Source organism: Streptosporangium canum (assembly GCF_900113865.1).
In the GTDB taxonomy this organism is placed as follows: domain Bacteria; phylum Actinomycetota; class Actinomycetes; order Streptosporangiales; family Streptosporangiaceae; genus Streptosporangium; species Streptosporangium canum.
This window is the reverse complement of record NZ_FOQY01000047.1, coordinates 19,499-31,581: the sequence shown is the minus strand read 5'-3', so window position 1 is coordinate 31,581 and position 12,083 is coordinate 19,499. Positions and strand designations below refer to the sequence as shown.

The following is a 12,083-nucleotide window of genomic DNA, read 5'->3' as shown; positions in this document are numbered from 1 at the left end:
ATAGTGGGCTATCGTAGTGATATCACTTCGATAGCAGAGGCGGGACTCATGGAACGACGTGCTTTCCGGGCGAACGGGTTCGCCGTTCTGGCGGGGCTTCTGGTCCTCGGGATCGTCGCGGCCGCGGCCGCGCAGGCGGGCGGCATGGTGCTGCTCTCCATCGCCGCGATCGTGTGGGGGGTCATCGCGGCCGTCGCGGCCACCGGCTTCGTGGTGATCAACCCGAACGAGGCGAAGGTCGTCCAGTTCCTCGGCCGCTACGTCGGGTCGGTGAGCGACGCGGGCTTCCTGTGGGTGCTACCGTTCACCACCAAGCGGCGGATCACACTCCGGGTGCGCAACTTCGAGACGGCCAAGCTCAAGGTGAACGACGCCGACGGCAACCCCGTGGAGATCGCGGCTGTCGTCGTCTACAAGGTGATCGACACCGCCACGGCCGCGTTCTCCGTCGACGATTACGAGGAGTATGTGGCGATCCAGTCCGAGGCGGCCGTCCGGCATCTGGCCACCAGCCACCCCTACGACGCCCACGAGGAGGGCCGTACGAGCCTGCGCGACGGCGCCGAGGTGGCAGCCGAGCTCACCACCGAGCTGAGCGACCGCACCCACCTGGCCGGGGTGGAGGTGCTGGAGGCCCGGATCACCCACCTCGCCTACGCGCCGGAGATCGCCCAGGCGATGCTGGTCCGCCAGCAGGCCACCCAGGTCGTCGCGGCGCGCACCCAGATCGTCGCGGGCGCGGTGGGCATGGTCCAGCTCGCGCTGACGAGGCTGGCCGAGGAGGGTGTCGTGGAGCTCGACGAGGAGCGCAAGGCGCAGATGGTCTCCAACCTCCTGGTCGTCCTGTGCGGCGACCGGGCGACGCAGCCGGTGGTCAACGCCGGCAGTCTGTATGGCTGAGCGCAAAAAGATCCTGCTCAGGCTCGATCCGGCCGTCTACGAGGCGATCGCCAAGTGGGCGGCCGACGACCTGCGGAGCGTCAACGCCCAGCTTGAGTACGCCCTGCGCCTGGCTCTCAAGGGAGCGGGCCGCGACCTCAGGCGGGCCGCGCGGGACGACGCAACAGAGCGGGATAACACCGATGAGCCGGACAAGTCATCTGATTGAGACGTGAGAAGCTTCCGCTGACGCACTCGCCGGACCACACTCGGTTCATGTCGTGGGTGGGAAAGTCCGCAGTGGAGATCGCGGAGGCCGTACGACGGGGGAAGGCGACCGCGCCGGTGGTCGTCGAGGAGCACCTGCGGGTGATCGCCGAGTACGACGGGCGCATCGGGGCGTTCCGCAAGGTCCGCACCGAGCGGGCGCTCGCCGAGGCGCGGGCCGTGCAGGAACGGGAGGACCTGGCCGGGCTGCCGCTCGCCGGGGTGCCGATCGCGATCAAGGACAACGTCGCGATCCGGGGTGAGGCGACGCGCAACGGGTCCGCGGCGACGCCGAGCACCGCCGCGGCCGAGGACCACCCGGTGGTGGCCAGGCTCAGGGCGGCGGGCGCGGTGGTCGTGGGGATCACCAATGTGCCGGAGCTGTGCCTGGCGGGGTTCTCCGACAGCGTGTACGGCGTGACCCGCAACCCCTGGGACCTGAAACGCACCCCGGGCGGGTCGTCGAGCGGGAGCGCGGCGGCCGTGGCCTCGGGGATGGTCCCGCTGGCCCACGGCAACGACGGGCTCGGCTCGCTGCGCATCCCGGCCGCCTGCTGCGGGCTCGTCTCGATCAAGCCGGGCCAGGAGGTGGTCCCGCCGCCCGAACACGGCTGGCGCGGGATGTCGGAGAACGGCCCGCTGGCCACGACGGTGACCGATCTCGCCCTGGCGCTGGCGGTGATGGCGGGCGACATGTCACTGGCGACGCCCGGTGAGAGCGAGTCCCTCGAAGTCGGCAGCGCCATCGACGACTATCCTGGCGGCCTCACCCCGTCGGAGCCGATGAGACTGCGGATCGCGGTGGCCCCGGCGCCGCTGCCGCCGGGGCTGACGGTGGACGCCGAGTTCCAGAGAGCGGCGGCCGAGGCGGCGGACACTCTCGGCGCCGCGGGGCACACCGTGGTGGAGCACGCCGCGCGGATGCCCGGCTGGCTCGGCTCCGCCACGATCGCCACCTGGCTGGCGTGCGCCGGAGAGGACGTCGAGGGGCTCGACCCGCGCAGGCTGGAGCGCCGCACCAGGTCACTGGCGAGGATGGGCCGGCTGCTCACCAGGCTCAGGCTGGACGGCTCGGCGGGCCGTGACCGGTGGCGCGCCCACGGCGCCGACCAGTGGTTCGGCAACGCCGACGTGCTCATCACCCCGACGCTCGCCGCCGTCCCCCCACCCGCCGAGCGCTGGGGCCGCCGCGGGCTGCTGGCGAACATCCGCACCAACGTGACGTACGCCCCCGCCACCGGGGCCTGGAACATGGCCGGCTGGCCCGCCATGACCGTTCCGTACGGCTGGCACTCCACCGGCATGCCCATCGGCGTCCAGCTCGTCGCCGCGCCGGGTGGCGAGTCCCAGCTCCTGGCCCTGGCCGCCCAGCTGGAGAGCGCCCACCCCTGGCTCCGCCACGCCCCGCTCGACTGACCGCCCACGGCCTATGACCCGCTCGACTGGTCGCCTGCGACCTATGACCTGCTCGACTGGCCGCCCGCGGCCTACGACCTGCGGTTTACGGTCCGGTCCGGTCGGCGCGCCGCCGTACCGGCGCCGGAAGTGGCGGATCCCACCCCCGGCACCGGCCAGGGCGGGTCAGACGCCGGTGGGGTGCCAGACGGTCTTGGTCTCCAGGAAGACCGTCAGGCGCTTGGTGCCGGGGTCGGCCGACCAGTCGGTCGCGGCGGGGCGCAGGACCCTCTTGAGGTTCTCCGCCGCCCCCTCCTCGCACGCCACCGCAAGATCCGGGTCGGTGACGCCGGTGAGATCGATGGCGTTGACGTCCATGTGCGCGGCCAGCCAGGGAGCGATCTCCTTGACCGAGCCGGTGAGGATGTTGACCACGCCGCCGGGCAGGTCGGAGGTCGCCAGCACCTCGGCCAGGGTGATGGCGGGCAGCGGGGCCCGCTCGCCGGCGATCACGACGCAGGTGTTGCCCGTGACGATCACCGGGGCGATCACCGAGACGAGCCCGAGCAGGGGCTCGTCCGGGGCGACCACCGCGACTACGCCGGTCGGCTCCGGCGAGGAGACGTTGAAGTACGGCCCGGCGACCGGATTCGTCGACCCGGCCACTGCGGCGATCTTGTCAGCCCAGCCGGCGTACCAGACCAGCCGGTCGACGGCCGCGTCCACGACCTCCCCGGCCTTCCTCGTCCCCGCGTCGGTCAGCTCGGCGACGAACTGCGCCCGGCGGCTCTCCAGCATCTCGGCGACGCGGTAGAGGATCTGCCCCCGGTTGTACGGCGTGGCGCCGGACCAGCCGCCGAAGGCCTTGCGGGCGGCGGAGACCGCGTCACGGGCGTCCTTGCGGGAAGCCTTGGACGCGTTGGCCAGGAACTCGCCCTTGGAGGAGGTCACGACATAGGACCTTCCACTCTCCGAACGCGGGAACGCCCCGCCGATGTACAGCTTGTAGGTCTTGCGCACGGCCAGCCGTACGGGCTCGCGGCCACCCGGCCGCTCTGCCTTACTCATCTCCCCGCCCTCTCCACATGCTCTCCTGCTGTGCCAGCCGTGCCGGTACGAAGATCTGACCGCAGCGGCTCACCCCGCACCGGTGGGCGAACCAGCCCCGCAGCGCCGGACGGCCGGCGCGGGCGAAGTCGTGGCCCCGGGTGCTCTGGGCCCGGCGCTCGCGGCGTTTGGCCTTGCGGTGGTCACACATCGAGATACGCCTCCAACCCGTGGCGTCCGCCCTCTCTGCCGTAGCCGGACTCCTTGTAGCCGCCGAACGGGGAGGTGGGGTCGAACTTGTTGAAGGTGTTGGCCCAGACGACGCCGGCGCGGAGCCTGTCCGCCATCCACAGGATGCGCGAGCCCTTCTCCGTCCACACACCCGCCGACAGGCCGAACGGGGTGTTGTTGGCCTTCTCGACCGCCTCGGCCGGAGTGCGGAAGGTCAGCACGGACAGGACCGGGCCGAAGACCTCCTCGCGGGCGATCCGGTGCGACTGGGCGACGCCGGTGAAGATCGTCGGCGGGAACCAGAAACCCTTGTCCGGCAGCGGGCACACCGGCGACCAGCGTTCGGCGCCCTCCGCCTCTCCGAGGTCCGACAGCTCGCGGATCTTGGCGAGCTGGGCGGCGGAGTTGATCGCGCCGATGTCGGTGTTCTTGTCCAGCGGGTCGCCCAGGCGGAGCGTGCCGAGCCGGCGCTTCAGCGCGTCGAGCAGCTCCTCCGCGATCGACTCCTGGACCAGCAGCCGGGAGCCCGCGCAGCAGACGTGCCCCTGGTTGAAGAAGATCCCGTTGACGATGCCCTCGACGGCCTGGTCGAGCGCGGCGTCGTCGAACACGATGTTGGCGGCCTTGCCGCCGAGCTCCAGGGTGACCTTCTTGTCGGTCCCCGCGACGGAGCGGCCGATCAGGCGGCCGACCTCGGTGGAACCGGTGAACGCGACCTTGTTCACGTCCGGGTGGTTGACCAGGGCCGCGCCGGTCTCGCCCGCGCCGGTCACGATGTTGACCACGCCCGGCGGGAGGTCGGCCTGGCGGCAGATCTCCGCGAACAGCAGCGCGGTCAGCGGAGTGGTCTCGGCCGGCTTGAGGACGACCGTGTTGCCGGCTGCCAGCGCGGGGGCGATCTTCCAGGCAAGCATGAGCAGCGGGAAGTTCCACGGGATGACCTGGCCCGCGACGCCGAGCGGCCGGGGGTCCGCGCCGTACCCGGCGTGCTGGAGCTTGTCGGCCCAGCCCGCGTAGTAGAAGAAGTGCGCGGCGACCAGCGGCAGGTCCACGTCGCGGGACTCGCGGATCGGCTTTCCGTTGTCCAGCGTCTCCAGCACGGCCAGCTCGCGCGAGCGCTCCTGGATGATGCGGGCGATCCGGAACAGGTATTTCGCCCGCTCGGAGCCGGGCATCGCCGACCAGGTGCCGAACGCCTCGCGCGCGGCCCGGACGGCCCGGTCGACGTCGTCGGCGGAGGCGACGGCCACCTCGGCCAGGACCTCCTCGGACGCGGGGTTGACGGTCTTGAGGGACGTGCCCGTCCCGTCGGCGAACTCGCCGCCGATGAACAGGCCGTAGGACGGCTTGATGTCGACGACGTCGCGGGATTCGGGGGCCGGTGCGTATTCGAACATCGATCAGTCCAGGGTGAAGTAGTCGGGGCCCGCGTACCGGCCGGTGGCCATCTTCTGACGCTGCATCAGCAGATCGTTGAGCAGGGTGGACGCGCCGAGGCGGAACCAGTCGGGGCTCAGCCAGCCCTCGCCGACGGTCTCGTTGACCAGGACGAGCATCTTGACGGCGTCCTTGGTGGTCCGGATGCCGCCCGCGGGCTTCACGCCGACCTTGCGGCCGGTCGCCGCGAGGAAGTCACGGACCGCCTCCAGCATGACCAGCGTCACCGGCGGGGTCGCGGCGGGCTGCACCTTGCCCGTGGAGGTCTTGATGAAGTCGGCACCGGCCAGCATGGCCAGCCAGGAGGCACGCCGTACGTTGTCGTAGGTCGACAGCTCGCCGGTCTCCAGGATCACCTTCAGGTGCGCATCTTGCTCGTCTCCGGCACGACCGCAGGCGGCCTTGATCGCGGAGATCTCCTCGAAGACCTTCAGGTAGTCGCCCGCGAGGAACGCGCCCCGGTCGATCACCATGTCGATCTCGTCGGCCCCGGCCGCCACCGCGAACGCGGTGTCGGCGATCTTGACGTCCAGGGAGGAGCGCCCGCTGGGGAACGCGGTCGCGACACTGGCCACCTTCACGCCGGAGCCGCCGAGCGCGCCGACGGCCTGAGCCACCAGGTCGGGATAGACGCAGACCGCGGCCACCTTGGGCACCGTCGGGTCACCGGGGTCGGGACGGACCGCCTTGGCGCACATCGCGCGGACCTTGCCCGGCGTGTCGGCGCCTTCGAGGGTCGTCAGGTCCACCATGCGGATCGCCAGGTCGATGGCCTCCGCCTTGGCCGTCGTCTTGATGGATCGGGTGCCGAGCATCGCAGCCCGCTGGTCGGCGCCCACACGGTCGACACCGGGCAGGCCGTGCAGGAAAGCCCGCAGCGTGACGTTGGATGCGGCCACGTCGGCGAGCGAAGTAGTCATAGTTGACACCTCTCCAGAATGCCGACTGGTGTGATTAGTTCCAAACTGGACGCTGCCCAGTACCCTCACTCGTTTTCGTCAACATTCGCCGAGTTCAGCGGCGGGCCTGGCCGTACGACGCCCCACCGCGCCGGCGGGCGCCCGCACCGGGCGCGGCCGGCCCGGCGGGGAGAGCCGCCGGCGGCGATCGGGAAAGCCGCCGGCACCGGACGGCGAGGCCACCGGCACCGGCTGGAAAGGCCGCCGACGCCCTCGCGGGACCCGCCTCAGACCCCTCGCGGGACATGTCACGGCACGTCTAAGGCGGTGGAGCGGCGCGATCTAGGTAGTCCTGAGCCGTAGACCGCCGGGAGATAAGGCATCCGTCCGATGTGGGGGTGGGGGCCTTAGGAGGAATCTTGAGTGTGTAAGGAAATCGCACCGCACCACACCAAGGAGGAACCCGAAATGGGTCCCGAGCTTCACCTCCAGATGATCATCAGCCGCACCGCCGAGCTCCGCGAGGAGGCGGCCGACCACCGCCGCGCCCGCCAGGTCCAGGCCGCCAAGAAGGTGCGCTCCCAGGGCGAGCGCCGCCGGGGGTTCTTCGGCAAGTTCAGCGCGGCATGACCCTGTCACGAGAGCCCGGCCGTCACCTCCCGTCCGGCCGGGCCTCTCAGCCGCCGTAGCCCCTTCCGCTCAACGATAAATAGGGCGATAGCTACACATAAGGCATGACATGCTGGACGACATGGTTGGTCGGGCGGTAAGCCCCGTCTTCGTAGGGCGGGAGGCGGAGCTCGCAGGTCTGGCCGAGGCCTTCGAGCAGGCGCGCAACAACGCGGCCGCGGCCGTCCTGCTGGGCGGCGAGGCGGGAGTCGGCAAGACCCGGCTGATCGGGTGCTTCGCCGAACGGGCCGCCGGCGACGGAGCGCACGTGCTCATCGGCGGCTGCGTCGAACTGTCCGCCGAGGGCCTCGCCTACGCGCCGTTCACCGCGGCGATCCGCCAGCTCGTCCGCGAGTGCGGCGCCGAGGAGGTCGCGGCTCTGCTGCCCGACGGCGCGGCACGCGACCTGGCACGGCTGCTCCCCGAATTCGGCGAGCCGAGCGGCGACGCGGAGACCGACACCGCCCGCGCGCGGCTCTTCGAGCAGATCCTCAACCTTCTGGAACGGCTGGCCGAGCGCCGCCCGGTGATCCTGGTCATCGAGGACATCCACTGGGCCGACCGCTCCAGCCGCGACCTGATCGCCTTCCTCAGCCGGAACCTGCGCACCGCGCCGGTCCTGATGATCCTCACCTACCGCTCCGACGACCTGCACCGCCAGCACCCGCTCCGGCCGGTGCTCGCCGAGCTCGGCCGGCTGGAGGGAGTCCTCCGGCTGGACCTGCCCCGGCTCACCCAGGACGAGGTGGCCGCCCAGATGACCGGCATCCTCGGCGCGACCCCCGAGTTCGCCCGGGTCGGCAAGGTCTTCCAGCGCAGCGAGGGCATCCCGCTGTTCGTCGAGGCGCTCGTCGAGTGCGGGGCCGAGGGCTCCTTCCCCGAATCCCTGCACGACCTGATCATCGGCTCCGTCGAGCAGCTCCCCGACGAGACCCAGCGGATGCTGCGCATCGCCGCCGCCGGCGGGATCCGGGTGGGCCACGACCTGCTCGCCGCGGTCAGCGGGCTGTCCGACGTGGACCTGGAGGACGCCCTCCGGCCCGCCATCGCGTCCAACGTCCTGCAGGTCGCCGACGGCCGCGCCTACGCCTTCCGGCACGCGCTGATCCGCGAGGCCGTACACGACGAGCTCCTGCCCGGCGAGCACGTGCGGATGCACGCCCGCTTCGCCGAGGAGATCGGCAGGGACCGCACGCTGGTCCCGCACGGCCGGGCCGCCATCGAGATCGCCCACCACTGGTACTCCGCCCGCGACGACCTCTGGGCCCTCGTCTCCGCCTGGGAGGCCGCGGGCAAGGCCGCCAAGACCTTCGCCTACAACGAGCAGCTGCAGCTGCTTGAGCGGGTGCTCACGCTGTGGAGCAAGGTCCCCGACGCCGCCGAGCGGATCGGCGCCGACCACACCACGGTCCTGGAGCAGGCCTCGGAGGCCGCTCACGCCTGCGGCGAGATCGAGCGCGGCACCCGGTTCGTCAAGGCCGCGCTGGAGGAGCTCGACGAGGAGACCGATCCCGCGCGGGTGGCCGAGCTGGTCGTACGGCGGGCGCAGTTCAAGATGTCCAAGCGGAAGCCCGGCGCGCTCGACGACCTCCGCTACGCCGAACGGCTCGTCCCCGGACCGGTGCTGGAGCGCGCCCTCGTGCTGTCCAAGCTGGGCTCCTTCCTGGCGTTCAGCGGCGAGGTGGCCGAGGGGACCGCGCTCACCGAGGAGGCACTGGAGATCGCCCGCCAGCACGGCGACGAGTGCCTGGAGGCCGATCTGCTGCTCAACCTCGCCCTGGGCCACTCGATCACCGGATGCCTCGACGAGACGATCGCCGTCAACTCCACTGCCCAGGCGATCGGCGAGCGCATCGGCTCCGGCCGCATCATCCTCCGCGCCATGAGCAACAACGTGGACGCGCTCAACAACATGGGCCGCTCGGCCGAGGCGGTCGAGCTCGCTCTCGAAGGCGAGCAGCTGGCCAGGAAGTACGGCCGCTACCGCATCTCGGGGACGTTCATGGCCAACAACCGCGCGGAGGCGCTGGAGGCGCTGGGCCGGTTCGCCGAGGCGGCCGAGGTGGCCGAGCGGGCACTCACCATGGACCCGACCCTGCGTACCCGGCACCACCTGCGCCGGATCCGCGCGGACGTGGCGGCCGCGCGCGGCGAGACGGACGTGGTCAGGTCCGTCCTGATGGAGGTGGACGCCTGCGGCGGCCGTGAGGAGTTCACCCAGGAACTCGCGGCCAACGCCCGGCTCAAGATAGGCCTGCACCTGCTGAGCGGCGAGCCGTCGGCCGCGCTGGAGGTGGCCGAGGAGGTCGTCCGCACCGCACGGATCATGAGCAAGCCCATGCTGGGCTGGCGGATGCTCGCCCTGCTGGCCGGGGTCTGCGAGGTCACCGAGACGTTCGCGCCCGAGCGGGCCGCGGCGCTGCGCGCCCAGGCCGAGGAGACGGGGGCCGCGATGAGCGTGGACAGCCCCGTGGCCGAGGCCTACCGGCTCTGCCTCAACCGCGACCACGACGCCGCGGCCACCGCCTGGGAACGGCTGGGCCGCCCCTTCCCGCGCGCCAAGTCACTGCTCCAGGCGGGGCGGGCGGCGGCCGGCGCGGGTGACCGCGAAGGCGCAGCCGTACGGCTGCGCACGGCCTACCCGATCGCCCTCGCCCTGTCGGCACGGCCCCTGGTCACCGAGATCGAGTCCCTGGCCCGCAGGGTCGGGGTGGCGTTGACGGAGGAGGCGATTCCGAGCGCGTCGCCCCTGCCGGCCGCGCCGTCCCCCTCGCTGCCCCCGCCGCTGACCCGGCGCGAGCAGGAGGTGCTCCGGCTGGTCACCCAGGGGCGGTCGAACCGCGACATCGCCGCCGAGCTGTTCATCTCGGCCAAGACGGTGAGCGTCCACGTCTCCAACATCCTGGGCAAACTCGGCGTCTCCACCCGGGGCGAGGCCGCCGCGGCCGCCCACCGCCTCGCCCTGATCGGCTGAACTGCTGCATCATTGGACCGGTCGGGACCGGGGAGAGGGGACGCGCGTGCGGAGCGAGAACGGCATCACCGTCGGCATGGTCCCGTCCCCCTCCGAGGCGGCGGGAGTGCGCGGCGCGATCGCCGCCAACCTGCGCCGCGCCCGCCTGGGCCGCGGCCTCAGCGTCCGCGAGCTGGCCGAGCTGACCGGGGTGAGCAAGGCGCTGATCTCCCAGGTCGAGCGGGGCGTGGCCAACCCGACGGTGGAGGTGCTGTCGCGGCTGGCGGCCTCGCTGGAGCTGACCTTCGGCGAGCTGACCCGGATCCACCTGGTGGGGCCCGAGGTGATCCGCAGGAGCGAGAGCGTCCCCCTGGCGGTCGGCGACAACACCGCCATCCGGACCCTGTTCGCCGCTCCGGACCGGCGCCGCTTCGAGCTGGCCGAGGGCGACATCCCGGCGAGCACCCGCAGCGCCAAGAGCTCGCACGGGCGGGGATCGGTGGAGCACGCCTACGTCGTCGAGGGCGAGGTGACCGTCGAGACCGAGGAGTGGTCGGTGACCCTCACCGCGGGCGACGCCCTGCGGTTCGCCTCGGAGTCCGACCACGTCTACACCACCGGCGCCGCCCCCTGCCGGGTCCTGACGCTGATCTCCTTCTCCGAGGACTGACACCTCCGTACGGCTCGGAGCCGGCTTCGGGCAGCCGTGGGGATCGGCGACGCGCGACAGCCGTTCACAGCGCGGAACTACCGGCCCGGCTCCTGATCGGGCAGGCAGACGGTGCCGGCCGGCGGCAGCTTCAGATCGGTGAGATACCGGGTGGCGTGCTTGATGGCGCAGCGGTTGCCCGACAGATACAGGACATGGCCGGGCCCCTCGTAGCGGATCGTGGTCGAGCCGGGAATGCCCCGTACCAGGCTGTCGGTCCAGGGATGGTCGCCCCAGGTGCCCGCCCCCAGGACCGGCGGAAGGCCGCGGGTCGGCAGGGGACGGGACGGGTTGGTGACCGGCAGCGGCCAGCCGGCGCAGGTAAGGGCGTCGAACGCCGCGCCACCGAAGTTCGGCGAGATCTTCCGCACCTGGCGGCGGACCTCCTCGTACTGGGCGTACCCGGTGTATCCCCGATCGTCGGCGCAGGTCATGCCCAGCACGAGCGGCATCGTCCAGACCCGGGAGTTGCCCAGGGCGAATTCCGCGAACCCGGAGCCGTCGCCGTGCCGGGCCTTGTCCACCGCGTCGGCGAAAGCCAGCCATCGCGTGTGTCCAGGCCCGGGATCGGCGATGAAGCCGAACCATCGCAGGTGCGAACCGGTCAGCTCCCCCTTGCCGAACTCGGCGGAGGTGACCGGGATGGGCGTGCGGTCCGCCTGTGCGGTGAGCCCGCGCCAGGCCTTCCCCGCGTCCTCGCCGTGCAGCGCGCAGGCGATGGTGGCCGCGCACCAGGTGGTGAAGCGGGCGAAGGCCTGTTCCTGCGGGCGGACGGCCAGCAGATGCTGGCTGGGCCACCCGGCGGGTTGGTTGATCACCCCGTCGAGGTACATGGCGCGGATGCGCTGGGGGAACAGCCGCATGTAGGCGGCGGCGGGCACTCCTCCGTAGGAGTTGGCCATGAAACTCAACCGCCGCTCGCCCAGAGCGACGCGGATCGCCTCCATGTCCCGGGCCACCGACAGGGAGTCCAGCCGGCCGTACAGCCCGCTGCGGTCCTCGGCGTGGCATCCGCTCATCGCCTTGGCGAGCTTCGCGGTCTGGGCGTCGTACTCGACGCGGTCACGGGGCTCGGACAGGTGGGTCAAGGCGGGTCGCATGCAGGAGGCGGGCAGTTTCGCCTGCAGATCCGTGTTCCGGGGGTTGTAACCGACGAGGTCGAAACGCTGACGCAGCTCGGCCAGGTCGTCCCCGGAACGCTTCAGATCATCGATCCCCTTGGCTCCGGGGCCACCGGGAACGTGCAGCACGCTTCCGATCCGGCGATCAGGATCGGTGGCCGGCAACCGCGCCACATCAAGAGCGATCTTCTTTCCACCTGGATCCGCCCAGTTCAACGGCACCTCGATGGCGGCGCACCGCATCCCCGCAGGGACGCTCTCGCCCGTACACGCCTTCCACTCGATCGATGAGACATTCCCGGCGGCAGCGGCCACCGCCGGGAGATGCCCGACCAGCCCCGCTGCCGCCAGGCCGACGGCCAGCGATCTCGCCTTGCCCCGCATACGCGCTCCCTCCGTGTCGACGGCGCCGCCGGCACCGTACGATTCCCTGATCTCACCGTCCACGTTCGCGGAGCCGTACGCCAGACGCCATG

The 12,083-nt window shown here is 71.6% G+C and carries 11 protein-coding genes; 6 read left to right on the top strand and 5 right to left on the bottom strand.

Annotated features, from left to right (window positions below; genetic code table 11):
* Positions 1–48 precede the first annotated feature (48 nt).
* Genes BM085_RS38930 through BM085_RS38920 form a run of 3 tightly spaced genes read left to right on the top strand, consistent with a single transcriptional unit; the run spans position 49 to position 2,562 of the window.
* A complete protein-coding gene (locus BM085_RS38930) occupies positions 49–900 on the top strand; it encodes an SPFH domain-containing protein (protein WP_093891780.1) in 852 nt (283 codons plus the stop codon).
* Complete coding sequence (locus BM085_RS38925) at positions 893–1,108, top strand: type II toxin-antitoxin system antitoxin (protein WP_031164884.1); 216 nt, start codon at positions 893–895, stop codon at positions 1,106–1,108. Before BM085_RS38930 ends, BM085_RS38925 begins: the two co-directional genes overlap by 8 nt.
* A gap of 47 nt (positions 1,109–1,155) precedes the next feature.
* A complete protein-coding gene (locus tag BM085_RS38920) occupies positions 1,156–2,562 on the top strand; it encodes an amidase (RefSeq protein WP_093891793.1) in 1,407 nt (468 codons plus the stop codon).
* Positions 2,563–2,727: 165 nt separating this feature from the next.
* On the opposite strand, the gene BM085_RS38915 is transcribed toward BM085_RS38920, so the two are convergent.
* Genes BM085_RS38915 through deoC form a run of 4 tightly spaced genes read right to left on the bottom strand, consistent with a single transcriptional unit; the run spans position 2,728 to position 6,176 of the window.
* Complete coding sequence (locus BM085_RS38915) at positions 2,728–3,609, bottom strand: aldehyde dehydrogenase family protein (protein WP_093891779.1); 882 nt, start codon at positions 3,607–3,609, stop codon at positions 2,728–2,730.
* Entirely contained in the window at positions 3,602–3,799 is a 198-nt protein-coding gene (locus BM085_RS43875) for a hypothetical protein (protein ID WP_143121271.1), read from the bottom strand. Before BM085_RS43875 ends, BM085_RS38915 begins: the two co-directional genes overlap by 8 nt.
* A complete protein-coding gene (locus tag BM085_RS38910) occupies positions 3,792–5,216 on the bottom strand; it encodes an aldehyde dehydrogenase family protein (RefSeq protein ID WP_093891778.1) in 1,425 nt (474 codons plus the stop codon). Before BM085_RS38910 ends, BM085_RS43875 begins: the two co-directional genes overlap by 8 nt.
* A 3-nt stretch (positions 5,217–5,219) precedes the next feature.
* The gene (deoC, locus tag BM085_RS38905) at positions 5,220–6,176 is read right to left on the bottom strand and encodes a deoxyribose-phosphate aldolase (RefSeq protein ID WP_093891777.1); all 957 of its coding nucleotides are present in this window, start codon (positions 6,174–6,176) and stop codon (positions 5,220–5,222) included.
* A 447-nt stretch (positions 6,177–6,623) separates the two neighbouring features.
* On the opposite strand from deoC, the gene BM085_RS45005 reads away from it, so the two are divergent.
* The 3 genes from BM085_RS45005 to BM085_RS38895 all read left to right on the top strand — a co-directional run bounded on the left by BM085_RS45005 (position 6,624) and on the right by BM085_RS38895 (position 10,447).
* Positions 6,624–6,785, top strand: a complete 162-nt coding sequence (locus BM085_RS45005) for a hypothetical protein (RefSeq protein ID WP_177245496.1) — start codon at positions 6,624–6,626, stop codon at positions 6,783–6,785.
* Positions 6,786–6,894: 109 nt separating this feature from the next.
* A complete protein-coding gene (locus BM085_RS47085; protein WP_093891776.1) occupies positions 6,895–9,798 on the top strand; it encodes a helix-turn-helix transcriptional regulator in 2,904 nt (967 codons plus the stop codon).
* Between the two features lie 46 nt (positions 9,799–9,844).
* On the top strand, positions 9,845–10,447 hold the full coding sequence (locus tag BM085_RS38895; RefSeq protein ID WP_093891775.1) for a helix-turn-helix domain-containing protein: 603 nt from the start codon (positions 9,845–9,847) through the stop codon (positions 10,445–10,447).
* 77 nt (positions 10,448–10,524) lie between these two features.
* On the opposite strand, the gene BM085_RS38890 is transcribed toward BM085_RS38895, so the two are convergent.
* Positions 10,525–11,991, bottom strand: a complete 1,467-nt coding sequence (locus BM085_RS38890; RefSeq protein WP_093891774.1) for an alpha/beta hydrolase — start codon at positions 11,989–11,991, stop codon at positions 10,525–10,527.
* Between the last annotated feature and the right edge of the window lie 92 nt (positions 11,992–12,083).